This window comes from Streptomyces cellostaticus (assembly GCF_001513965.1).
In the GTDB taxonomy this organism is placed as follows: domain Bacteria; phylum Actinomycetota; class Actinomycetes; order Streptomycetales; family Streptomycetaceae; genus Streptomyces; species Streptomyces cellostaticus.
This window is the reverse complement of sequence record NZ_KQ948028.1, coordinates 21151-43157: the sequence shown is the minus strand read 5'-3', so window position 1 is coordinate 43157 and position 22007 is coordinate 21151. Positions and strand designations below refer to the sequence as shown.

Below are 22007 nucleotides of genomic sequence, written 5' to 3'. Positions count from 1 at the left end.
CAGCCTCACCGTGTGCTGTTCACTCGTTCCGACCGAGCCGTGCGCCCCTGCTCTCCGCGACCCGCTTGACGTCCGCCAGGGACTCGCTGAGCCGCCGGGCCAGATAGCGCAGCTCCTCGCGCGTCAGCCGCTGCTCGGCGAGGAGTTCGGCCGCATGGTCCAGCAGGCCGCCCGCCATCCCGAGCTGCACGCTCTCGATCTGGTCCGCGAGCCGGGAGACGAACCCGGTGCCGTCGCCCACGAGATAACACGGCTTGCCCTCCGCGCCGTTCCAGGGAAGCAGGCGCTCGGTCATGCGTAGGTCTCCACGAGATCGAGATAGGGACGGACGAGTGGGCTGTCCTCGCCACGGAGGGGAGCCTCGTCTCTGCGGTACGTCGTCGGGCGGCCGGCGTACGGGCACGAGTACGGGTACGCGCACGGGGGCGGTACGAGCGGCTTACGGCGCCGTCGCCCTCGGGCGGGCAGGAAGAGCCGGAGCAATGGCTCGACCAGCCGGGCCAGGAGATGTGTCATGCCGACCTGCCTTCTCACCTGCGGTGACTGCGTTCTGTGGCGAATCACTCACAGCGTGGGGTCGGCGGTGGCTACGCTTCTAGGGGTGGGGAGTTGACACTGAGCCTGTCAGCAAGGGAGTTGGCCGGATGACCGTTGACCGCAGGCCGCGAACGCCGCGCGAGAAGTACGGGGAGGAGCTGAGGTTACGGCGGGTGGCAGCCGGGCTCACCCAGGAGCAGCTGGGCGAACTGGTCGTGTGCTCGCCCACGCTGATCAGTCATTACGAGGCGGGGAGGAGGCTGCCCAAGCCCGATGACGCACGGCGGATCGACCAGGCGCTCAAGACGGACGGGTTCTTCGCGCGGTGGCTGGAGGACTTGGAGTCGAAGTACAACGACTGCTTCGCGGCCGTGGCCGAGCTTGAGCAACAGGCCACACTGATCCAGCAGTTCGCGCTGGCGTTGATTCCCGGCGTATTCCAGACCGAGGACTACGCGAGCGCGCTCTTCCGCGCGTACCGGCCGACTTATACGGCGGAGGAACTTGAAGAGTTCCTCGTCAACCGAACAAAACGCCGCCGAATCCTCGACGGCCCCGAGCAGCCGGTCATCTGGACGCTGCTCGACGAGTCGGTGCTACGGCGCCGCGTCGGCGGATCCAAGGTCATGGCCGTACAGCTGCACAAGATCGCGGACATGGCCGAGGCAGGGCGACTGCGGCTTCATGTGCTGCCGTTCGGTGTCGGGGCCCACGCGCTCCAGCAGAGCCTGCTCACGCTCATGAGTTTCGAGGACTCCGCCCCCGTTGCCTACGTCGAAGGCTTTCTCACCGGCAACTTGATGGACGATCCGGCGCTGGTGAGTGCCAGCCAGACCTCCTACGCTCTTGCCCTGAGCGACGCGTTGTCGCAGCAGGAGTCACTGGCCGCCGTCAGAGCGGCAGCGGAGGATCACGCACATGGTGAGCAATGAATACACCGGGTGGTACAAGTCCAGCTACAGCGGCGGCACCAACGATGAATGCCTGGAGATCGCCTGTGGCCACGCCGTCGTACCCGTCCGCGACAGCAAGAACACCACCGGGCCCGCCCTCGTCTTCTCGACGGACGGCTGGACATCCTTCGTGACCGCCGTCAAGGACGGCAACCTCAGCGGCTGAGCGACTTCGTCGCCGGGCGGGTGTGGGTCTCTTGGGGAGCGCAGTGCTCGGCGGCCAGGAGGGTGCGGATGCAGTCGCTGCGGCCGAGCCGGTCGTAGGTGACGGCGATGTCGCTCAGGGCGCGGGAGCGGCGCTCGACGCTGGGCAGCGCCTTGAGCGAGACGGAACGGGCGGCGGCGAGCGCCGCCAGAGGGTCGCCGGCATAGTTCTCGGCGGAGATCCGATGGAGTTGCACGGTGAGAGGGCTGAAGCCGCCGCCGTGGTCGCGCAGCAGGGTGGCGCCGCCCAGCTGATGGGCGATGCCCGCGGCCTCGTCGGTCAGCTCCCGCATCCCGTCCCTGTCGCCCCGCCGCGCCACCGTGTACGCGGCGGACTGGATGAGCAGTCCGCGCTCGGCGGCTCCGGCTCGTCCGGCATCGCGCAGATCCGGGTGATCGGCGGCGGACAACGCGATCGACAGGGCGGTGCGGGCCGGTTGCCGCCTAATGAAGCGATGCCCTGGCGCCACGGATGGCGGCGATGACTGTGTGGGCCCACTGGGCTGGGGGCGGGATGTCGAGCAGGCCCGCCAGGCGTGTGATGTGCGCAGCGCGTTCGTACACCGTCATGGTCAGTGCGGTGCGGAGGGTGTCGACCAGATCCTGTGGAAGCAGTGGATCGGTGAGCAGGGCCGAGGTTCCCGTGTGCTGCGCGAATCCCGTGTGACGGGACAGGATGAGAACACCAGGACGGTTGGTGGCGTGGTGCGCGGCGATGTATTCCTGGGCCGTAAGGTTCATCCCGTCGGCGAGTGAGGTCACCCAGAACACGTCGGCTGCCAGGTAGTGATCGACGACCTCGGGGAAGTCCAGATTACGGGGGATGTAGTCGACGGGCTCCCACTCGCGTGTGCCCCAGCGGTGGTTGATTCGGGTGATCGCGTTCTCAAGTTCTGTGCGGGTGGAGTCGTAGGCGCGGATGCCGATTTCCGGCGGTGGGCAGACCAGGCGGTAGCGCACCTGTCCCCGTAGCCCGGGGGTGTGGGCCAGGAGGTCGTCCAGTGCACGGATCTTGTGGACGGGCGCCTTGGCGTAGTCGAGTCGTTCCACGGACAGCACCAGCTGGCTGCGGTCGTTCCCGTGCTGCGGCTGGGGGCGGGTCCTGGCGAGGTCTGCGACGGCATGGCGATCGATGCCCAGGGGGTGCACGCCGACGTGCGGTGTGGGCCTTGCGGTGCCGGCGAGGAGCCGGCGGAAGTTGTCGGCGCAGTCGGCGGTGTGGAAGCCGGCCCAGTCCAGGCATGCGAGTGAGTCGAGCAGCTGCCCGGCTGCCGGGATACGGCGGAAGACATCCGGGCGGGGGAAGGGCGTGTGGTGGAACAGCCCGATGGCCAGGTCGGGCCGCAGGGCTCTGAGAACGGCCGGTACGAGCCAGAGGTTGTAGTCGTGCAACCAGACCGTACCTCCCTGCGTGGCCAGGGAGCTGATATGGCGGGCGAACGAGGCGTTCACCTCCTGGTAGTCGGCCCAGTGGGCACGCCGGTACCGGATGAGGTCGGGCTGGGACATCAGGACTGGCCAGAGCGTCTCTTTGCAGGCGCGGTGAAAGTAGCCCGCCCACCGTTCGGGACATAGCGGCAGCAGGGACAGCGGCAGGCCATCGGTGGCTGTATCCGGCTCGGCAGGCGGCGGTGCTTCGCCGATGTGGGCGGCTGCCCATACGGCATCCAGGCGTTTGTCGGTCAGAGCGGCCTGCAAGGTCGGCAGGATGCCGTTGGGACTGGAAGGTGGTCGCCAGGCTCCGTCGAGCCAGCGCAGGGGCGGGCGGTGATAGCCGATGACTACCGATCGTCGGTCCAGCCAGCCGAGGCGTTTCATCCCTTCCAGCACGGCGGCAGCTCCGTCCAGGGCGGAGTGGTGGACCCTGTCGATCGCGGGCACGCCGGCAGCCAGAGAGGGCTCCGCATTGGCGACCACGACCCCGTTCGTGCCCTGGGAGAACAGCGAAAGGTCGTTGAGGGAGTCCCCGGCCACGAGCATCGCCTGCCGGGGCCAACCCAGCCTGTCACCGAGCAGCCGCAGTGCACGTCCTTTGCTCGCCCTGGCCGGCAGGACGTCGAAGTACCGGCCCGAGGCGTACGACCAGGAGCATCCCAGCGACTTCACCGCGTCCTTGAGGTCGTCCGAGAGACCTTCGGGAATCAGATAGAAGGAACAGCGGCCCTCCTGGGGCACGCCCTCCTGGTACACGAGCTGCGGGAAATGCCGCAGCGCTGCTCGAACCCGGTCGGCCCCCGGCCATCCCGCGCGCAGCTGCCCCTCCAGGGCTTCGACGTGAACCATCCGGATGGCGTCGATGACGCTGGCCCCGACGTCGGCGATGATCCAGCGCGGGGACGGCACCAGGGGATCATCCCGCAGGAGCGCCTGTACGGAGGCAAGACTGCGTCCGGTCGCGAAGACCACCGTGATGTCCGGGTGCCGGATCAGGGCGTCGTGCAAACGCCGCCGATCGGGTCCTTCGCCTCCCAGTAGCGTGCCGTCCAGGTCGGTCACGAGCACCCTGGCCGAGCCGGCCTTCCTGCCCACAGGCGCTCCCTTCAGGCCCTGGCCAACTCCAGTAGCGCGAAAATCCGCCCTCGCGCCGGAGCGTGTGGGCGCTTCACCACGCGGGGTCGTGGGTCACCGGGTCGATGACCTTCCCCGCATCAGCGGCGTCCGCGTGCGGTTGGGCTCTCTGAACGTCCCGGATTGCCTGCCCAAGTCGCGACTCGCGAAAGTCGTCGCTTTCCACAAGCCGGGCAATCAGGTCCTCAGGCGCATGGCGCGCGGACTCCACTAGTCGATCGATGGCAGGATCGGCTGGCGACACGGGACCTCCAAGATCACGGCATCACGACATCGGCACGGTGTGAGGCGGTCGTCGGCCGTGCGGCTTGGTCCAGGCCATCTCGGGCTGCGGAGACAACACAAGCAACGACTGTTGTCCAGAGCTCTAACCTCCTGCGGCCCCACCTCATTCGCAGGACCCGGATTTTTCACTCCGCTGCCCCACTCGGTTCAGCGATGGGCTTGCCGCAGCAATGGTGTGCCGTCCTCAGCGACGAGAACGGGACGTTCCACATGCGAGCCTCCACACGACTTCGGTGACCCCAACCCCGAGCACTGAGCACCGCCGTGGCGGGCCCTGCTCCGGTAGGGGCCCGGCGGGTGTCATCCGGCTACGTACGTCACGAACCGCTCCGCCGTCTCCGCCAGCACCTCCCGCCCGTCCCGGGCCCACAACCCCTCGTTGAACAGCTCGATCTCGATCGGGCCGGTGTAGCCCGCCGCCTCCACGTACCCCTTCCACTCCCGCATGTCGATCGAGCCGTCGCCGATCTGGCCCCGGCCGTTCAGGACGCCCTCGGGCAACGGAGTGGTCCAGTCGGCGAGCTGGAAGGTGTGGATGCGGCCCGTCGCGCCCGCCCGGGCGATCTGGGCGGGGGCCCGGTCGTCCCACCAGATGTGGTACGTGTCCACGGCCACGCCCACCTGGTGCGCGGGGAAGCGCTCGGCGAGGTCCAGGGCCTGGGCGAGGGTCGAGACCACGCAGCGGTCGGCCGCGTACATGGGGTGCAGGGGCTCGATGGCCAGGCGTACGCCGTGCTCCTCGGCGTACGGGCCCAGCTCCGCCAGTGCGTCGGCGATGCGCTCGCGGGCGCCGTGCAGGTCGCGCGAGCCTGCGGGCAGGCCGCCCGAGACCAGGACAAGAGTGTCCGTGCCGAGCGTGGCCGCCTCGTCGATCGCCCGGCGGTTGTCGGCCACGGCCTGCTCCCGCTCGGCCGGGTCTATCGCCGTGAAGAAGCCGCCCCGGCACAGGGTCGTCACCGTCAGGCCCGCGTCGCGCACCAGCCTGGCGGTCGCCTCCACGCCGTACGACTGGACCGGCGCACGCCACAGGCCCACGCCGGGTACGCCCAACCGCACGCAGGCGTCGGCCAGTTCGGGCAGTGACAGCTGCTTGACCGTCATCTGGTTGATGGAGAGGCGTTCGAGTCCGGTGCTCACTGGATCACCCCGTACAGCGACAGCAGGTTCTTCATGCGTTCTTCGGCCAGCTTCGGGTCCGGGAACAGGCCAAGGCCGTCGGCGAGTTCGTAGGCGCGGGCGAAGTGCGGCAGGGAGCGGGCCGACTGGAGGCCGCCGACCATCGTGAAATGCGACTGGTGGCCGGCGAGCCAGGCCAGGAAGACGACGCCCGTCTTGTAGAAGCGCGTCGGGGTCCGGAAGAGGTGGCGGGAGAGGGCGACCGTGGGGTCGAGCAGGGCGCGGAAGCCCGCCGTGTCCCCCGTGTCCAGCACCCGGACCGCCTCGGCCGCCAGGGGGCCCAGCGGGTCGAAGATGCCGAGCAGGGCATGACTGAAGCCCTTCCCGTCGCCCGCGATCAGCTCGGGGTAGTGGAAGTCGTCGCCGGTGTAGCAGCGCACACCCTGCGGCAACCTCCGCCTCAGGTCGATCTCGCGCTGCGCGTCCAGGAGCGAGACCTTGATGCCGTCGACCTTGTCGGGGTGGGCCGAGATCACCTCCAGGAAGGTGTCCGTCGCGGCGTCCAGGTCGGACGAGCCCCAGTAGCCCTCCAGCGCCGGGTCGAACATCGGGCCCAGCCAGTGCAGGATCACCGGCTCGGCGGCCTGGCGCAGGAGATGTCCGTAGATCTCCAGGTAGTCCTCGGGGCCGCGTACGGCGGACGCGAGCGCCCTGGACGCCATCAGGATGGCCTGGGCGCCCGACTCCTCGACGACCGCGAGCTGCTCCTCGTAGGCCGCGCGGATCTCGGCCAGGGTGCCGCCGGTGATCTGGTCGGTGCCGACGCCGCAGGCGATACGGCCGCCGACGCTCCGGGCCTCCGCCGCCGACCGGCGGATCAGCTCGGCCGCGCCCGCCCAGTCCAGGCCCATCCCGCGCTGGGCGGTGTCCATCGCCTCGGCGACGCCGAGCCCGTGGGACCACAGATGGCGGCGGAAGGCGAGGGTGGCGTCCCAGTCGACGGCGGCGGGCGAGTCGGGCGAGACGTCCGCGAACGGGTCGGCGACCACGTGCGCCGCCGAGAAGACCGTACGGGAGGTGAAGGGGGTGCCCGGCGCGAGCGCCAGGGGTTCGGTTCGGGGCTCGTACGTCCACAAGCGGCCGTCAGCGCCCGGCAGTCGGATGGTCACAGGGAGACCTCCGGTACGTCGAGGCGGCGGCCCTCGGCCGAGGACTTCAGGCCCAGCTCGGCCAGTTGTACGCCACGGGCGCCGGCCAGCAGGTCCCAGTGGTACGGCGCGTCGGCGTAGACGTGCTTGAGGAACAGCTCCCACTGGGCCTTGAAGCCGTTGTCGAAGTCCTGGTTGTCCGGGACCTCCTGCCACTGGTCCCGGAAGACCTCGGTGGCGGGGATGTCCGGGTTCCAGACGGGCTTGGGGGTGGTGCTGCGGTGCTGGACGCGGCAGTTGCGCAGGCCGGCGACCGCCGAGCCCTCGGTGCCGTCGACCTGGAATTCCACCAGCTCGTCGCGGTTGACGCGGACCGCCCAGGAGGAGTTGATCTGGGCGATCGCGCCGCCTTCGAGCTCGAAGACGCCGTAGGCCGCGTCGTCGGCGGTGGCGTCGTAGGGCTTGCCGTTCTCGTCCCAGCGCTGCGGGATGTGGGTGGTGGCCAGGGCCTGGACGGAGGTCACCCGGCCGAACAGCTCGTGGAGCACGTATTCCCAGTGCGGGAACATGTCGACGACGATGCCGCCGCCGTCCTCGGCGCGGTAGTTCCAGGAGGGGCGCTGGGCGGGCTGCCAGTCACCCTCGAAGACCCAGTAGCCGAACTCGCCCCGGACGGACAGGATCCGGCCGAAGAAGCCGCCGTCGATGAGCCGCTTCAGCTTGAGGAGGCCGGGGAGGAAGATCTTGTCCTGGACGACGCCGTGCTTGATGCCCTTCGCGTGGGCCAGGCGGGCGAGGTCGAGGGCGCCCTCCAGCCCCGTGGCCGTGGGCTTCTCGGTGTAGATGTGCTTGCCGGCCGCTATCGCCTTCTTGATCGACTCCTCGCGGGCCGAGGTGACCTGGGAGTCGAAGTAGATGTCGACGGACGGGTCCGCGAGCACCGCGTCCACGTCCGTCGACACGTGCTCCAGGCCGTGCCGCTCGGCGATCTCCCTGAGCGCACGTTCGCGGCGGCCGAGCAGGATCGGCTCCGGCCACAGCACGGTGCCGTCGCCGAGGCCGAGGCCGCCCTGCTCGCGCAGGGCGAGGATCGACCGGACGAGGTGCTGGCGGTACCCCATGCGCCCGGTCACGCCGTTCATGGCGATCCGCACCGTCTTGCGTGTCACGTCAGTCCCCTTCGCAACTACAGTAGCAAGCGCTTTCTATACGATGAGAAGCTAGCCTCTGACCAGGGGTCGCGACAAGGCCTGGTCCACTTCGAGTTGTTCGAGGGGGCGAACAAACGGGGTGGTTGGCCTTAAGGTCTGCTCGACACCACACGGAACCGTGACCGTGCCCGGCCTGTCTACGAGGACGTACGAGCACCAATGCGCGATCAGAAGCGCGACCGGAGGACGACGAGATGACGGTGACCCTGGCGGACGTGGCGGCCCGCGCGCAGGTCTCCCCCGCGACGGTGTCGCGCGTGCTGAACGGCAACTACCCCGTGGCCGCCTCCACACGCGAGCGGGTGCTGCGGGCCGTGGACGAGCTCGACTACGTCCTCAACGGCCCGGCGAGCGCCCTCGCCGCGGCCACCTCCGACCTCGTCGGCATCCTCGTCAACGACATCGCCGACCCCTTCTTCGGGATCATGGCGAGCGCGATCCAGGCCGAGATCGGGGGCCCGGGCGGCCGGGCGGGCGGCGAGCGCCTGGCGGTCGTGTGCAACACCGGCGGGTCGCCGGAGCGCGAGCTGACGTATCTCACCCTCCTCCAGCGGCAGCGGGCCGCCGCCGTGGTGCTGACCGGCGGGGCCGTGGAGAACGCGCCGCACGCGGCGGCGGTGGCGGCGAAGCTGCGCAAGCTGGCGGACGCCGGGACCCGGGTGGTGCTGTGCGGGCGCCCGCCGGCGGCGGACACCCAGGCCATCGCCCTGACCTTCGACAACCGCGGCGGCGCCCGCGCCCTGACGGACCACCTCATCGGCCTCGGCCACCGCCGCCTCGGCTACATCGCGGGCCCCGAGGAGCGCACGACGACGCGGCACCGCCTGGAGGGCCACCGCGCCGCGCTCCGGGCGGCCGGCATCGAGGAGGACCCGCGCTGGACGGTGTACGGCCGCTACGACCGCCGGTCCGGCCACGAGGCCACGCTGGAGCTGCTGCGCCGCGACCCGTCCCTCACCGCGATCGTGGCCGCGAACGACTCCGTCGCGCTGGGTGCGTGTGCCGCGCTGCGCGAATCGGGGCTGCGGATTCCCGAGGACGTCTCGGTGGCGGGCTTCGACGACCTCCCGTTCAGTATCGACGCGGTGCCGTCCCTCACGACGGTGCGCCTGCCGCTCTCGGAGGCGGGCGCCCGGGCGGGCCGCATCGCGATGGGCCGCGAGGAGCCGCCGCTCGGCGGGATCGCCTCGGTGCGGGGGGAGTTGATGGTGCGTGGGTCTACCGGGGTGCCGCGGGGCTGAGGGAAGAGGCTGCCGGTGCGGTAGGCCGCCCGCTTCTTGGCCGGTGTCGAGCCGCGGCCGGGTCCTGTCCGGCGGATCAGGCCGACTCCAGGCAACGGTGCCTCATCAGCGCAGGTGAGCGGGGCCATGGGGTGCCCCCGCGCATGGGCGCTGCCGGCCGAGGGGCTGGTGGACGAGTTGCAGCTCGTCGTGATGCCGGTGATGCCCGGCGGCGGCAAGTCGGTCTTCCCTGCGGACGGGGGCCAGCGGACCTGGGAGCTGGTGTCGTCGGCCACCGGGAAGACCGGGGTGCAGGTGAACGTGTTCCGCCGGGCCGCTGAAGAGTCGTAGGCGCAGGCGGCGGGACGTGCGCGTGCGGCGGCCTCAGGGGGTGGCCGCGCCGGGGCCCGGGGTGGTCGTCGTGGGGTCGGCGCTGCGGCAGGTGGCCAGCAGGGGATGACTGTCCTCGACAGTGCCCTGCAGGACGGCAACGGCGCGACGTGACAGCGCCGCGGCCTCGTGGAGATCGCCCCGGGCTCTGCGGACTTGCGCGAGATTGTGCAGGGTGGGGGCGAGTTCGGGATGGTCGGTGCCGAGAACCCTTTCCTTGATGGTCATCGCCCGTCGAAAGAGCGTCTCGGCTTCCTCGGTCCTCCCGCGTCGGTAGGCGATGGCGGCAAGATTGTTCAGGGTGATCGCGATCTCGTGGTGCTCGGCTCCGTAGACGGACTCGAACACCGCCAGGGCCTGGCGGAGCAACGCTTCGGCCTCCTCCTGCCGGCCGAGCGCGTCGCAGATGGCGGCGAGTGCGGCGCGGTCGGCGGCCACCGTGATGTGCCCCGGGCCAAGGGCCTGCTCCCGCAGGGCGACCGAGCGGCGGGCCAGGGGCTCGGCCGCCGTGAAATCTCCGCGGGCGTGCGCCAGGCCGCCGAGGTTGTGGTAGACGGTGGCCACCTCTGTGTGCACGGGTCCATGCGTGCGCTTCAGGATGGTCAACACCCGCCGATAGAGCTGCTCGGCCTCGGTGAAGTGTCCTGAGTACTTGAACGTCACCGCGAGGTCGTTGCACAGACACGCGACCTGTTCCGCGTCCGGGCCGAGTTCGGCCTCGGCCAGGGTCAGCGTGGAGCGGAACAGCCTGATCGCCTCGGCGTAACGGCCCTGGGCCCGGAGCACCCCGGCGAGCGCGGTCCGGGCCTGTACGTACAGCCCGACGCGCTCGGTGCCGGACTGTCGTGCCACGAGGGCGAGGGCCTGCCGGCAGGCCTGTGCCGCCCGCGTCAGGTTGCCGAGCTGCTGATGCAGCCGCCCTTCGACCAGCAGGACGGGGACGAGTTCAGCCGGCTCGGCGCTCGGTCCGGCCACCTCCCGCGCCCTCGCCGCCCAAGCGAGTGCTGCGGTGTAATCGGCCGCGTCACGTCGGGCGAGAGCCTGGTCGAGCAGCTGTGCCGCGGTCGGCGAGGCCGCGGTCATGGCGCGACGTCCGCAGGGTCGGCAGACGGCACCGCCGGTGCTGCTGCGCCGGCCACGGGGGCGTCCACGATGTTCGCCGTCGGGGGCAGCCGGCGTTCCAGACGGTGAGCGAGCAGCGCGCCCAGTGCGCAGGCTGTGACCAGCCCGGCGAACAGGGCGGGTGCCAGGCCCCGAGCCAGGGTGAATCCGGCCAGCAGGGGGCCGAGAGCGAAGCCGGTGGTGTAGGCCAGCGTGGAGGCGCCGTTGTAGCGGCCCCGCAGGTGCTCCGGTGCGATGTCGTTGACGAGAGCGGGCACGGTGGAGGAGAGCAGGGTCTCGCCGAGTCCGAAGACGACCGCGGCGCCGACGAACAGCCCGACGGCGAAGGCCTCGGTGGCGCCGCCCAGTAGGGTCAGCAGCCACGTGACGGCCCACATCCCGCACAAGACCATGATTCCGCGAGTGCGGCGTCGCCCGGACAGGAGCCGCAGCGTCAGAAGTTGGGCGAGGACGACGGTGAGGGTGTTGGCGGCGAAGACGATGCTCAGCTCCCGTGCGCTGATGCCGCCCTGCCCGGTGGCATACGCGGGCAGCGCCGCGTTGAACTGGCCGTACCCGACCGTGATCAGCAGTGCAGTGAGCAGCCACAGCTGCCGCAGGAGCGGATCACGCAGCACCTGCCGGTAGCCGGTGCGCTCGGTGGTGCTCTCCCCGGTGTCCGGTGCCTTTTCGGTCGCCGGGCCGGCCTGGGGTGCCTTGACCCCGAGCACGATCGGGATCGCCGCCAGGAAGCTTGCCGCATCCAGCAGATAGAGCACGATGAACGTCCCTGGCCGGGAGGTGTCGACGAGCAGAGCGGCCAGCAGCGCCCCGGCCGCCAGGCCGAGGTTCATGGTCGCGTGCCGGACGGCGAAGACACTCGAGCGCTGCCCGGGCCGGACCAGACGTGCCAGCAGGGAGTCCTGGGCCGGCCAGGCCACAGCAAGGCCGAGGCCGGACAGGCCGGCCGCGGCGAAGGCCTGCCAGGGGTGGGTCACCACGGTGAGCCCGGCACTGCCCACACCGGCGATCGTCAGACCGGCGATCAGTGCGGTCCGGGGGCCGGCCCGGTCGCTGAGCGCGCCCCCGAGCGGGTTGCCTGCCAGGCCTGCCACCGCGACGGCCGCCACGGCCAGACTGGCCGTCGCCAGGCCGAACCCGCGGATGGTGTGCAGGTAGAGCACAAGGAACGGCAAGGTCAGGCCGCTGCCCACCGCGGACAGTGCGTCCGCGCCCAGTACCGACCAGGCTTTTCGGGGCAGTGCGGGGAAGAGCGCCCGCATGGCGGTCATCACGGAGTCCTCACTCGAGCATGTCAGCGGTTTCGCCTACTTCTCGAGCAGGGTCTCGTTGCGGTTGTTCCAGCCCTCCACCACGGTCTCGTCCTGGTTGCCCGAGCCTTCGACGACGGTCTCGTCCCGGTTGCCCCAGGCTTCCACCACGGTCTCGTTGTGGTTGACGGCCGCCGACAGCGGGCTCGTCGGATGGATGGTCATTGCTTCCTCCTCGGTCGGGAACTGCTGGGAACCACAGAGGCGCACGGTCGCTCCGGCCTCGCGGCGGGAGCACGCCTCCCACCACGACGATGGCCCCTGCGGTGGAGGAAGGGGCAGTCGCGAATGTTCGTGGCTTGACGAGGGCAGCGGGAGAGTTCGACAGGCGCCGGTCACCGTCCGGCGCCCTCACGAAGAATCTTGAAAAACCGTTTCGAAAAGGTGTTGGCCCTGGTGCGGGTCTCGGATCTCACAGGTGCAGGACACCGGAAGGGCTCTGCCCGACCGGTCAAAGCTCCCTTTGAAGGATCGCGGCCATGTTCCTCTCCGACCACCACGACGAAACGCGCAACACCGCAACGGCAGCGCACGTCCCGCTCGGCGCCCAGCAGGCCCAGCTGACCCTGCCCTCGCAGGAGGCATCCGTTCCCGCCTCCCGCCACTTCGCGGAAGATCTCCTCAGCCGCTGGGGAATCGGCGAGGACGAACGCGACTCCGCCGCCCTCATCGTCGACGAGCTGGCCTCCAACGCCGTCCAGCACGGACACGCCCTGATGACCCTGCTCCTCGTCCTCGACGCAGGCGAGCTGCTCATCACCCTCACGGACTCGGGCGCGGTCGTCCCGCACGAGCACGGTCACGCGGACCTCGCCCCCGACGAGCACGGCCGCGGCACGGGGATCGTCGATTTCCTGGCGCTGTGGACCGAGGTCCACGACAACGAGGAGGGCCGCGAGGTCCGCGTGGGCATGCGCATCACGACCGACGCAGCGAGCTGAGCACCGCGGCCGTCGTCCCGGCTCCCCGGCCGCGCAAGGCGGACCACGCCGCCGACGAGCACCGCGGCAAGGCCCGCACAGGTCTGCGCTGCGGCGCCCGCCGAAGACGCCGTTCACCGAAGGTGCCGTTCACCGAAGACCGGCAGAGGGACGCCGGCTGCCTGTCAGCACCGCGCACCCCCATCGACTGTCAGGGCCATGCGCAGCAGTGCGAGAACCCCGTCCCGTCGTGGGTCCGCCCGTCGCTGATCACGACACTCCGCAGTTCTGCTCGATGGGATCGCACTGAGGCGCCGAGGTCGGCGAACCGTCCGAGGGCTGCTGCGACGGGTCCGGCTGGTCCGACGGTGTGTCGGACGGAGTTTGCGGCGGCGTTTCCGACGGCGTCTCGGACGGCGTTTCCGACGGCGTTTCCGACGGCGTTTCCGACGGCGTTTCCGACGGCGTCTCGGACGGCGTCTCGGACGGCGTCTCGGACGGCGTCTCGGAGAGCGTTTCCGACGGCGTATCCGACGGCGTTTCCGACGGCGTCTCGGACGGCGTTTGCGACGGCGTCTCGGACGGCGTTTGCGACGGCGTTTGCGATGCCTTGTCCGACGGTCCCGGCTCGTCCGACAACTTGTCCGACGGCTGCTGCGACGACTGGTCGGATGGCTGCTGCGACGGCCTGTCCGACGGACTTGGCACGTCCGACGGCTTGTCCGACGGCTTGTCCGACGGCCCCTGCTCCTCCGACAACCTGTTCGACAGCCCCTGCTGCTCCGACAGCCCGTCCGACGAGCCGCGGTGCATGCGCCGTTGCGGCTCGTCCGGCGGCACCCTGTCGCCCGGCCCGTAGGTCCTGCCCGGGGCCAGTGTTCTGCCGTTGACGACATCGCCCGGCTTCAGCATCACGCCTGGGGGTACGGTTCCGCCCGGCTCGATGTGCATGATCTGCGGGCCGGGTCGGTCCTCCTGCGGCCCTGGCCCTTGGCCGGCCCACAGGAAGGGGCCCGCGACCAGGATTCCCGCGCCCGCAATACCGGCCGCGGCCATCTTGGCCGGCGTGGGAGACGTATGGCGCAGCCACCGGTCGCGGGGGACGGCGAAGCCGTTCTGGTCGAAGCGCCCCGCGCGCCCGGTCACCTCGTGCCGGTACCCCGCGTGCTCCGGATCTGTGACCATCGCGATCATCCGGTCGCGGAACGAGGGCGAAAGCAAAGGGAAGGGCAGCAGGCTCAGCAGCGAGGCGGCGCTGACGTCGTGGTGCTTGCGCTCGGCGCAGACCTCGCATGCGCCGATGTGCCGGTTGATGCGCTTGCGCATCAAGATGGTCATCGTGCCGTCCCACGCCTCGAGCATCTGGGCCAGCTCCGCGCAGTCGCGCCGCCCGTTGCGGGCCACGATCACCGCGGCCAGGGCGCCCTCCAGCTGCTGGCGCGCGCGGGACAGCAGCGCATGCGTGTGGTTCAGCGGCAGGCCCAGCGCGGCGGCGAGCTCCGCGCCCTCCAGGTCCTGGCGCATGGCCAGTTCCAGCACCTCGCGGTCGCGGGTGTTCAGCCCTTCGAACGCGTCCTTCACCAGGTGCTGCAGCTCTTCGGTGCGCAGGTCGGCATCGAGGTCGACGGTCTCGTCGCACACCTCGCCCGCCTCGTCCATCGCAGTGGTACGGCGTTGACCGCGCAGCTGATGCAGGCACTCGTTACGGGCGATGGCATACAGCCAAGGACGCAGCCGTTCCGGGTTCCGTAGCTGGCCGATTCGCTCGTTCGCGAGGACGAACGTGTCCTGCAGGGCGTCAGCTGCCGCGTCGGGATTGTGCAGCACCGAGCAGCAGTAGCCGTACAGGCGATGCGCGTACGTGTCGTATGCCGCTGCAAGCCCCTGGGGATCGGACGCCTGCATGGCGGCGACCATCCCTCGGTCGTTCACGCCCATGCCGATGGACTCCCTCGCGCAGTTCCGCACATCCGCAAACGCAGGGACGTGACGGGCAGCGGCCCCTCCGCTGCTCTCCCAGGGGATACGCCGTCGCAACGGTCGGCCAAGCCACGAAATGACGTGTCTTGACCGGGCCGGACAGCCGGCGTACGGAGCCTGTGCCTGCGTCGCCCGTAGCGGCGGACGGACTGCGTGGTGGCTGCTCTCCTCTACGGGCGCCGCGCAGAACAAGCGGCAAAAGCGGCAAAAAAACGTCCGCAGAAAAGTGCTGGCGGCCAGGCATCCCGTGACTCCTGCATACGAGCGCGGACACCAGGTCCCGCCCCGCCAGGAAGAACAGCCGATGCACGACATACCCCCCACCGCAACGCGCCCGCCCCACCCGGCACTGTCACCGCGCGAACAGCAAGTCCTCCGGCACATCGGTCACGGTCACACCTACACCGCAACCGCCCGCCTGATCGGCATCTCCGTACACACCGTGGACGGCTACCTCCGCCGCATCCGGGCAAAAACCGGCATCCGCAGCCAGGCGGAGCTGATCCGGCTGGCGCTGCTGTCCGAACTCACCGAACACTGACCGCCGCCTCCGTCCGGTGGCCCGTTCACCACAACGTGGACGTCGACCGGATGCTCTCTTGGTCTCGGAGTGGCAGTATCTCTGACTGAGTCAAGCATCCGGAGGCGATCATGACCGTCCAGGACGTCCGTGCCTTCAACCGCTTCTACACCGGAGTCATCGGCGCCCTCGACTACGGCCGCCACCTGTACGCGCCGTACACCCTCACGGAGTCCCGTGTGCTGTACGAACTCGCGCACTCCCGGCAGCTGGACGCGGCCGACCTGCGCACCCGCCTCTCGTTGGACGCCGGCTATCTGAGCCGCATCCTGAACAAGTTCGAGGAGGCGGGGCTGGTCGAGCGCGGGCCGTCCGCGGCGGATCCGCGGCGCAGGAGCGTCACGCTCACCACGCGCGGACGCGAGACCGCCGGGCTGCTGGACGAGCGGGCGCGGGAGACGGTCGGGGCGCTGCTGGACTCCGTGGCGCCGCAGGAGCGGCCGCGCCTCGGGGAGGCCATGCGGACCATCCGGGACCTCCTCGGGGACGAGCGGGCGCCGGGTCCCCGGGAGGTCGTCCTGCGTGCGCCGCGCCCCGGCGACCTCGGCTGGATCGTGCAGCGCAATGCGGAGCTGTACGCAGCCGAGTACGGCTGGAACGCCGACTACGAGGGCCTGGTGGCGAGGATCGTCGCGGACTTCGCCGAGGACCACGATCCGCATCTGGAGCGGGTGTGGATCGCGGAGCTGGACGGGCGGGCGGTGGGGTGTGTGATGTGCGTGCGCGACGAGGTTCCGGCCACCGCGCGGCTGCGCCTGCTCCTCGTAGAGCCCGACGCGCGCGGGCGTGGCGTCGGCGACCGGCTGGTGCGGGCCGTCGTCGACTTCGCGCGCGAGGCCGGCTACCGCGACCTGGTGCTGTGGACCAACGACGTGCTCAGCAGCGCCCGTCACCTCTACCAGCGGCACGGCTTCGGGCTCGTCGCCGAGAGGCCGCACCGCTCCTTCGGCAAGGATCTGATGGGCCAGGACTGGCGATTGGATCTGCACGGATCGGGCGTGTGACGAGTAGGGTCCGGGACCATGAAGCTGGCGTTCTCCACTCTCGGCGTCCCCGGCCTGCCCGTCCCCGAGGTCCTGGCACTCGCGACCGAGCACGGTTATCACGGCGTGGAACTGCGCGCGCATCCCGAGGAGCCGGTGCACCCGGGCCTCGACCCCGCCGCGCGGGCCGAGACGGCCGCGCTGTTCAAGGGGGCCGGGGTCGAGGTGCTGGGCCTCGCCGGATACGCGCGCGTCGCCGCACCCGGCGACGACACCCCCGTCCTGGAGGAGATCCGTCAGCTCCTCCAGTTGGCCCATGACCTGCATGCCCCCTTCGTGCGGGTCTTCCCGGGTGCCGACCCGGACCGCCCCCGCGAGGAGTCCGACGCCGTCGCCGCGCGGCGGCTGGGCACCGCCGCCGAGGACGCCTCCGCGCTCGGCGTGCGGATCCTGCTGGAGACCCACGACTCGCACCGCACCGGCGCCGACGCGATCCGGATCCTCGGCCCGGTCGGCCACCGGCAGGTGGGCGCGCTGTGGGACGTGATGCACACCTGGCTGGGCGGCGAGCAGCCCTCGGAAAGCTACGCGGCACTCGCCCCGCACCTCGGCTACGTCCAGGTCAAGGACATCGCCTCGGCCGAGGACACCACCCCGCTCCCGCTCGGCGCGGGCGTCCTCCCGCTCACCGAGTGCGTGGACGTCCTCTCCCGGCACGGCTGGGACGGCTGGCTGTGCTGGGAGTACGAGAAGCGCTGGTACGAGTCGGCCGCCCCGCTCCCGGCCCTGCTGACCGCGGGCCGCGACCATCTCGTACGACTACTCGGCGAGGCCGCTTAGCCCGACAGCCGGACCTGCGGGTCCGCGGAGCGCTTGCGGGCGGGGGCGGATGAGGCCTGCCGGGGGGGTGGGCGACGGGGGCCTGTCGGGCGGCGGACAACTGCCGGACGGCAAGCGGCGGAGGCCTGCCGGGCGACGGCCAGCCCACGGCGGCACGGACGGCTGCCGGGCGACGGGCAGCGGACGGCAGCACGGACGGCTGTCGGGCGACGGGCGCGGACGGCGGCCGGGACGAGCAGCGAGCCGCGGAAGCCCGCCGGACGGCGAACACGGACAACTGCCGGACGGCGGCACGGACGGCTGCCGGGCGACGAGCGCGGGCGGCTGCCGGGACGAGCAGCAAGCGGCGGAAGCCCGCCGGACGGCGAACACGGACAACTACCGGACGGCGGCACGGACAGCGGCCGGGCGACGAGCATTGAGCGGCTACCGGGGCGAGCCGCGGAAGCCCGCCGGACGGCGAGCAACAGACAACTGCCAGACGGCTGCCGGCGGAAACCTGCCGAGCGACGGCCGGCGGACAACTGCCAGACGGCGAGCACGGACGACTGCCGGACGGCGGTACGGACGACTGCCGGGACGAGCAGCAAGCGGCGGAAGCCCGCCGGACGGCGAACACGGACAACTACCGGACGGCGGCACGGACAGCGGCCGGGCGACGAGCATTGAGCGGCTACCGGGGCGAGCCGCGGAAGCCCGCCGGACGGCGAGCAACAGACAACTGCCAGACGGCTGCCGGCGGAAACCTGCCGAGCGACGGCCGGCGCACAACTACCGGCCGACGGAGCGCGGACCACTTCCGGCCGGCAAGCAACGGAAACCTCCCGAGCGACGGCCGGCGGACAACTGCCGGACGGCGAGCACGGACGACTGCCGGACGGCAGGCACCGGCCCCCTGTCGGCCCACGGGCGCCCAGTAATTCGCTGGCCGGGCCGTCGGTGCGCGGTTAGCCTCCCCCGGTGATTCCGCAGCCCTCGCCGTGTGCTCGCCGACGCCTCGGCCCGCTCTCATGAGCCTCGCCCGTTCGCTGATCGACGTACGACCGCTGCGCACCTCGCCCGTCTTCCGGCGGCTGCTGATCGGGCGGACGGTGTCCGTGCTCGGCAGCTTCATGACCATGGTCACCGTCATGTACCAGGTCTGGGACATGACCCACAGCTCGGTCTGGAGCGGTGCGGTCGGTCTGGCGCAGGCACTGCCGATGGTCGGTGTCAGCCTGTTCGCGGGCGCCTGGGTCGACCGGGCCGACCGGCGCCGTATGTTCCTCCTGGGCACCGTCGGCTCGGCGGCCTGCTCCTTCCTGCTGGCCGTGCAGGGCTTCGCCGGGCATGTGCCGGTGGGCGTGCTGCTCGCGCTGGTGGCGGTGCAGACGTCGTTCGCCGCGATCGGCGCGCCCGCGGCGGGCGTGTTCGTACCGCGGCTGCTGCCCAAGGAGCAGGTGGCCGCCGGTCTCGCCCTGAACCAGGTCTCCGGCCAGGCCATGATGCTCCTCGGCCCGGCCGTCGCCGGCGTCGTGCTCGGCTGGTGGGGCATCGGCGTCTGCTACCTGCTGGACGCCCTGAGCTTCGGCCTGTCCTTCTACGGCGCCTACGGGCTGCCCGCGCTGCCGCCCGAGGGCGAGAAGTCCCGGCCGGGTGTCCACGGCGTGCTGGACGGCCTGCGTTTCCTGACCGGCCATCGGGTGGTGCGCGGCGCGCTGCTGACGGACCTGGCGGCCACCGTACTGTCCATGCCGGCCAGCCTGTTCCCGCTGGTCAACGCGGAGCGCTTCGGCGGCGACCCGCGCACGCTGGGCCTGTTCCTGTCCGCGCTCGCCGTGGGAGGCGTCGCCGCGACCGCCTTCTCCGGCCCGGTCACCCGACTGGCCCGCCCCGGCGCGGTGATGCTGTGCGCGTCCGGCACCTGGGGCGTGGCCCTCGCCCTGTTCGGCCTGACGACCAGCGCCTGGGCGGGCCTCGGGATGCTGGTGCTGGCCGGTGCGGCGGACGCGGTGGCCGTCCTCTCCCGCACCACGATCGTGCAGACCCGCACCCCGGACGCCCTGCTGGGCCGGGTCACGGCGGCCGAGACGATCGTCGGCCAGGCGGGCCCCCACTTCGGCAACCTGCGCGCCGGTGTCGTGGCCGGCTGGACCTCGGGCGCGACCGCCCTGGTCACCGGGGGTGTGTTGTGTCTGCTGGCGGTGACGGGGGTGGCTCTGACGACGCCGGAGCTACGGGATCGCGCGGCTACGCCGGACGACGAGCCGTGAGCGGCGCGGAGCCGTCCAGGCACCAGCCGAGGACGGCCGGCCAAGAGCCCCGACGCGCCCAAGCTGCTGCTGACCTTCGAGGGCTCCCCCACTCTGCTGATCGGCCCGGAGACGGCCGAGTGGTGCGCCACGCACCTGGCGGGCCTGGAGACGGTCCACTGCGGCCCGGCCGGCCACCACGCCACGGAGGACCGCCCGGCCGAGATCGCGACGGCCGTCTCCGCCTGGGCTGACCGGCACGGGCTGCGCTGACCCGCCGCCACGGGAACCGGTCGGGGCCCTCGTCCGTCCAAGGCTCAGGCTGCCGGACGAGTCCCGTGGTGCGGTGTCGGCCCTGGCCACAGGCCGCGAACCGCCGACGCACCCTCTCCGCCGTACCACCCCCGGCGGCCCACCGCCATCGGCGCGCCCCCCTCCCAAGCGCCGATGGCGGCCCCATCCTGGCTTACTGTGCAGTCCCTTGACGGAAAGAAACTTCCCGGATATTGGTGACTCCTCGGAAGTTTCCTTCAGCGGTTCTCCTCTGGAAGGAGCGCACGTGCACGACACCAGCACGGGAAGCACGGGAAACACCGCACGGCCGTCCAGACGGACCGTCCTCACCGCCACCGCGGGCCTCACCGCCGCGCTGACCGTACCGGCCCACGCCGCCCACGCCGCGACCCCGGACGACCGCGGACTGCGCACCCTCATCTCCCGCATGACGCTGGAGGAGAAGGTCGGCCAGCTCTTCGTGATGCGGGTCTACGGCCACTCCGCCACCGCCCCCGACCAGGCCGACATCGACGCCAACCTCAAGGAGATCGGGGTCCGCACGGCCGCCGAGCTGATCGCGAAGTACCGGGTCGGCGGCATCATCTACTTCACCTGGGCGCACAACACCCGCGACCCCCACCAGATCGCCGACCTGTCCAACGGCATCCAGCAGGCCTCCCTGGAGCAGCCCCGCGGCCTGCCGGTGCTCATCACCACCGACCAGGAGCACGGCATAGTGTGCAGGGTGGGCAGGCCGGCCACGCTGTTCCCGGGCGCCATGGCGATCGGGGCGGGCCGCTCCCGGTCCGACGCCCGCACCCTCGGCCGGATCTCCGGCGCCGAGTTGCGCGCGATGGGCATCAACCAGGACTACTCGCCCGACGCCGACGTGAACGTCAACCCGGCCAACCCGGTCATCGGCGTACGGTCCTTCGGGGCCGACCCGGACGCGGTGGCCGCGCTGGTGGAGGCCGAGGTGAAGGGCTATCAGGCCGCCCGGGTCGCGGCGACCGCCAAGCACTTCCCGGGGCACGGGGACACCGCCGTCGACAGCCACACCGGCTTCCCGGTCATCACCCACAGCCGGGAGCTGTGGGAGACGCTGGACTCCGTACCCTTCCGGGCCGCGATCGAGGCGGGCATCGACTCGATCATGACCGCCCACATCCAGTTCCCGGCCCTCGACGACTCCGGCGACCCGGCCACCCTCTCCCACCCCATCCTCACCGGCATCCTGCGCGGCGAACTCGGCTACGACGGGGTCGTCGTCACGGACTCCCTCGGCATGGAGGGCGTGCGCACCAAGTACGGCGACAACCGGGTGCCGGTGCTGGCCCTGAAGGCCGGCGTCGACCAGCTGCTCAACCCGCCGTCGATCGACGTGGCGTGGCACGCGGTTCTCCAGGCCGTGCAGATCGGCGAGCTGACCGAGGCCCGCCTGGACGAATCGATCCTGCGGATCCTGCGACTGAAGGTCAGGCTCGGACTCTTCGACCGGGCCCTCGTCACCCGGGCCGACGTCGAACGGGCGGTGGGCACCAAGTCCCACCTGGCCACGGCCGACCGGATCGCCGAGCGGACCACGACCCTGCTGGTCAACGAGGACGACATCCTCCCGCTCGACGACCGCACCCAGCCCCGGATCCTCGTCGTCGGCGCCGACCCGGCCTCCCCGTCCGGCACCACCGGCCCGCCCACCGGCGTCCTCGCCACCGCCCTCACCGAACTGGGCTTCACCGCCACCGCCCTGTCCACCGGCACCGCACCCTCGGCGGACACCATCGCCAAGGCGGAGACGGCCGCGCAGGACGCGGACGCGGTGGTCGTCGGGACGTACAACGTGACGGCCGGCAACAGCCAGCGGACCCTGGTGGAGCGGCTGCTCGCCACCGGGAAACCGGTGGTGGCCGTCGCCATAAGGAACCCTTACGACGTCGCCCAGCTCCCGGCCGTCCAGGGGTATCTGGCGAGCTACTCCTGGACTGACGTCGAACTGCGCGCCGCCGCACGGGTGATCGCCGGCCGGGTGGACCCGCGCGGACGGCTCCCGGTGCCGGTGCAGCGGGCGGACGATCCGGCGCAGGTGCTGTACCCCCTCGGCCACGGGCTGACGTACTAGACGTACGTCACACA

The 22007-nt window shown here is 71.1% G+C and carries 21 protein-coding genes; 10 read left to right on the top strand and 11 right to left on the bottom strand.

Annotated elements, in window-relative coordinates; all coding sequences use genetic code 11:
* Window positions 1-19 precede the first annotated feature (19 nt).
* Window positions 20-295: a hypothetical protein gene (locus tag AQI88_RS24960; RefSeq protein ID WP_067003279.1), complete on the bottom strand. Its 276-nt coding sequence runs from the start codon at window positions 293-295 to the stop codon at window positions 20-22.
* Window positions 292-516 carry a hypothetical protein gene (locus tag AQI88_RS46060; protein ID WP_159050390.1) on the bottom strand — a complete coding sequence of 75 codons (225 nt, stop codon included), beginning with the start codon at window positions 514-516 and terminating at the stop codon, window positions 292-294. The genes AQI88_RS24960 and AQI88_RS46060 overlap by 4 nt, the downstream gene beginning before the upstream one ends.
* A 128-nt stretch (window positions 517-644) precedes the next feature.
* Here AQI88_RS46060 and AQI88_RS24955 point away from each other — a divergent pair, with 128 nt between their 5' ends.
* Both AQI88_RS24955 and AQI88_RS24950 read left to right on the top strand, forming a co-directional pair.
* Complete coding sequence (locus AQI88_RS24955; RefSeq protein WP_067003271.1) at window positions 645-1469, top strand: helix-turn-helix domain-containing protein; 825 nt, start codon at window positions 645-647, stop codon at window positions 1467-1469.
* Window positions 1456-1656 (top strand): DUF397 domain-containing protein, encoded by a 201-nt coding sequence (locus AQI88_RS24950; protein ID WP_067003270.1) that lies wholly within the window; start codon window positions 1456-1458, stop codon window positions 1654-1656. Before AQI88_RS24955 ends, AQI88_RS24950 begins: the two co-directional genes overlap by 14 nt.
* Here the strand turns inward: AQI88_RS24950 and AQI88_RS24945 are convergent.
* From AQI88_RS24945 to AQI88_RS24925, 5 genes are all read right to left on the bottom strand, one after another.
* On the bottom strand, window positions 1646-2104 hold the full coding sequence (locus AQI88_RS24945; RefSeq protein ID WP_208615895.1) for a hypothetical protein: 459 nt from the start codon (window positions 2102-2104) through the stop codon (window positions 1646-1648). The two genes, AQI88_RS24950 and AQI88_RS24945, sit on opposite strands and share 11 nt — an antisense overlap.
* Before the next feature lie 34 nt (window positions 2105-2138).
* The gene (locus AQI88_RS24940; protein ID WP_244184294.1) at window positions 2139-4223 is read right to left on the bottom strand and encodes a trehalose-6-phosphate synthase; all 2085 of its coding nucleotides are present in this window, start codon (window positions 4221-4223) and stop codon (window positions 2139-2141) included.
* A 624-nt stretch (window positions 4224-4847) separates the two neighbouring features.
* On the bottom strand, window positions 4848-5648 hold the full coding sequence (locus AQI88_RS24935; RefSeq protein WP_067003590.1) for a sugar phosphate isomerase/epimerase family protein: 801 nt from the start codon (window positions 5646-5648) through the stop codon (window positions 4848-4850).
* A 32-nt stretch (window positions 5649-5680) separates the two neighbouring features.
* The gene (locus AQI88_RS24930; RefSeq protein WP_067003265.1) at window positions 5681-6832 is read right to left on the bottom strand and encodes a dihydrodipicolinate synthase family protein; all 1152 of its coding nucleotides are present in this window, start codon (window positions 6830-6832) and stop codon (window positions 5681-5683) included.
* Entirely contained in the window at window positions 6829-7980 is a 1152-nt protein-coding gene (locus tag AQI88_RS24925) for a Gfo/Idh/MocA family protein (protein WP_067003263.1), read from the bottom strand. Before AQI88_RS24925 ends, AQI88_RS24930 begins: the two co-directional genes overlap by 4 nt.
* Window positions 7981-8216: 236 nt before the next feature.
* Here AQI88_RS24925 and AQI88_RS24920 point away from each other — a divergent pair, with 236 nt between their 5' ends.
* Window positions 8217-9263, top strand: coding sequence for a LacI family DNA-binding transcriptional regulator (locus AQI88_RS24920; protein WP_067003262.1), 1047 nt, complete (start codon window positions 8217-8219; stop codon window positions 9261-9263).
* A gap of 126 nt (window positions 9264-9389) precedes the next feature.
* Window positions 9390-9593, top strand: a complete 204-nt coding sequence (locus AQI88_RS24915; RefSeq protein WP_067003260.1) for a dihydrofolate reductase family protein — start codon at window positions 9390-9392, stop codon at window positions 9591-9593.
* A 33-nt stretch (window positions 9594-9626) separates the two neighbouring features.
* On the opposite strand, the gene AQI88_RS24910 is transcribed toward AQI88_RS24915, so the two are convergent.
* Genes AQI88_RS24910 through AQI88_RS46055 form a run of 3 tightly spaced genes read right to left on the bottom strand, consistent with a single transcriptional unit; the run spans window position 9627 to window position 12229 of the window.
* The gene (locus tag AQI88_RS24910) at window positions 9627-10715 is read right to left on the bottom strand and encodes a tetratricopeptide repeat protein (RefSeq protein ID WP_067003259.1); all 1089 of its coding nucleotides are present in this window, start codon (window positions 10713-10715) and stop codon (window positions 9627-9629) included.
* The gene (locus AQI88_RS24905; protein WP_067003258.1) at window positions 10712-12025 is read right to left on the bottom strand and encodes an MFS transporter; all 1314 of its coding nucleotides are present in this window, start codon (window positions 12023-12025) and stop codon (window positions 10712-10714) included. The genes AQI88_RS24910 and AQI88_RS24905 overlap by 4 nt, the downstream gene beginning before the upstream one ends.
* Window positions 12026-12061: 36 nt before the next feature.
* Window positions 12062-12229 carry a hypothetical protein gene (locus AQI88_RS46055; protein WP_159050389.1) on the bottom strand — a complete coding sequence of 56 codons (168 nt, stop codon included), beginning with the start codon at window positions 12227-12229 and terminating at the stop codon, window positions 12062-12064.
* Between the two features lie 314 nt (window positions 12230-12543).
* Here AQI88_RS46055 and AQI88_RS24900 point away from each other — a divergent pair, with 314 nt between their 5' ends.
* On the top strand, window positions 12544-13005 hold the full coding sequence (locus AQI88_RS24900; protein ID WP_079057779.1) for an ATP-binding protein: 462 nt from the start codon (window positions 12544-12546) through the stop codon (window positions 13003-13005).
* Window positions 13006-13254: 249 nt separating this feature from the next.
* Here AQI88_RS24900 and AQI88_RS24895 read toward each other — a convergent pair whose 3' ends face one another.
* Complete coding sequence (locus tag AQI88_RS24895) at window positions 13255-14922, bottom strand: RNA polymerase sigma factor (RefSeq protein WP_067003257.1); 1668 nt, start codon at window positions 14920-14922, stop codon at window positions 13255-13257.
* Window positions 14923-15268: 346 nt separating this feature from the next.
* On the opposite strand from AQI88_RS24895, the gene AQI88_RS24890 reads away from it, so the two are divergent.
* From AQI88_RS24890 to AQI88_RS24870, 5 genes are all read left to right on the top strand, one after another.
* Complete coding sequence (locus AQI88_RS24890) at window positions 15269-15505, top strand: response regulator transcription factor (protein ID WP_067003256.1); 237 nt, start codon at window positions 15269-15271, stop codon at window positions 15503-15505.
* A gap of 110 nt (window positions 15506-15615) precedes the next feature.
* Window positions 15616-16548, top strand: a complete 933-nt coding sequence (locus AQI88_RS24885; RefSeq protein ID WP_067003254.1) for a bifunctional helix-turn-helix transcriptional regulator/GNAT family N-acetyltransferase — start codon at window positions 15616-15618, stop codon at window positions 16546-16548.
* A gap of 18 nt (window positions 16549-16566) precedes the next feature.
* Window positions 16567-17367, top strand: a complete 801-nt coding sequence (locus AQI88_RS24880; protein ID WP_067003252.1) for a sugar phosphate isomerase/epimerase family protein — start codon at window positions 16567-16569, stop codon at window positions 17365-17367.
* 1010 nt (window positions 17368-18377) lie between these two features.
* On the top strand, window positions 18378-19619 hold the full coding sequence (locus AQI88_RS24875) for an MFS transporter (protein ID WP_067003250.1): 1242 nt from the start codon (window positions 18378-18380) through the stop codon (window positions 19617-19619).
* A gap of 538 nt (window positions 19620-20157) precedes the next feature.
* The gene (locus AQI88_RS24870) at window positions 20158-21993 is read left to right on the top strand and encodes a glycoside hydrolase family 3 protein (RefSeq protein ID WP_067003248.1); all 1836 of its coding nucleotides are present in this window, start codon (window positions 20158-20160) and stop codon (window positions 21991-21993) included.
* Window positions 21994-22007 lie beyond the last annotated feature (14 nt).

What these genes read in the sequence shown, in the direction of transcription:
- AQI88_RS24890 (WP_067003256.1), top strand. Translation starts at nt 15,269, where the DNA reads ATGCACGACATACCCCCCACCGCAACGCGCCCGCCCCACCCGGCACTG.
- AQI88_RS24900 (WP_079057779.1), top strand. Translation starts at nt 12,544, where the DNA reads ATGTTCCTCTCCGACCACCACGACGAAACGCGCAACACCGCAACGGCA.
- AQI88_RS24910 (WP_067003259.1), bottom strand. Translation starts at nt 10,715, where the DNA reads ATGACCGCGGCCTCGCCGACCGCGGCACAGCTGCTCGACCAGGCTCTC.
- AQI88_RS24905 (WP_067003258.1), bottom strand. Translation starts at nt 12,025, where the DNA reads ATGACCGCCATGCGGGCGCTCTTCCCCGCACTGCCCCGAAAAGCCTGG.
- AQI88_RS46055 (WP_159050389.1), bottom strand. Translation starts at nt 12,229, where the DNA reads ATGACCATCCATCCGACGAGCCCGCTGTCGGCGGCCGTCAACCACAAC.
- AQI88_RS24915 (WP_067003260.1), top strand. Translation starts at nt 9,390, where the DNA reads ATGGGGTGCCCCCGCGCATGGGCGCTGCCGGCCGAGGGGCTGGTGGAC.
- AQI88_RS24950 (WP_067003270.1), top strand. Translation starts at nt 1,456, where the DNA reads ATGGTGAGCAATGAATACACCGGGTGGTACAAGTCCAGCTACAGCGGC.
- AQI88_RS24880 (WP_067003252.1), top strand. Translation starts at nt 16,567, where the DNA reads ATGAAGCTGGCGTTCTCCACTCTCGGCGTCCCCGGCCTGCCCGTCCCC.
- AQI88_RS24960 (WP_067003279.1), bottom strand. Translation starts at nt 295, where the DNA reads ATGACCGAGCGCCTGCTTCCCTGGAACGGCGCGGAGGGCAAGCCGTGT.
- AQI88_RS24895 (WP_067003257.1), bottom strand. Translation starts at nt 14,922, where the DNA reads ATGGGCGTGAACGACCGAGGGATGGTCGCCGCCATGCAGGCGTCCGAT.
- AQI88_RS46060 (WP_159050390.1), bottom strand. Translation starts at nt 516, where the DNA reads ATGACACATCTCCTGGCCCGGCTGGTCGAGCCATTGCTCCGGCTCTTC.
- AQI88_RS24875 (WP_067003250.1), top strand. Translation starts at nt 18,378, where the DNA reads ATGAGCCTCGCCCGTTCGCTGATCGACGTACGACCGCTGCGCACCTCG.
- AQI88_RS24920 (WP_067003262.1), top strand. Translation starts at nt 8,217, where the DNA reads ATGACGGTGACCCTGGCGGACGTGGCGGCCCGCGCGCAGGTCTCCCCC.
- AQI88_RS24955 (WP_067003271.1), top strand. Translation starts at nt 645, where the DNA reads ATGACCGTTGACCGCAGGCCGCGAACGCCGCGCGAGAAGTACGGGGAG.
- AQI88_RS24885 (WP_067003254.1), top strand. Translation starts at nt 15,616, where the DNA reads ATGACCGTCCAGGACGTCCGTGCCTTCAACCGCTTCTACACCGGAGTC.
- AQI88_RS24935 (WP_067003590.1), bottom strand. Translation starts at nt 5,648, where the DNA reads ATGACGGTCAAGCAGCTGTCACTGCCCGAACTGGCCGACGCCTGCGTG.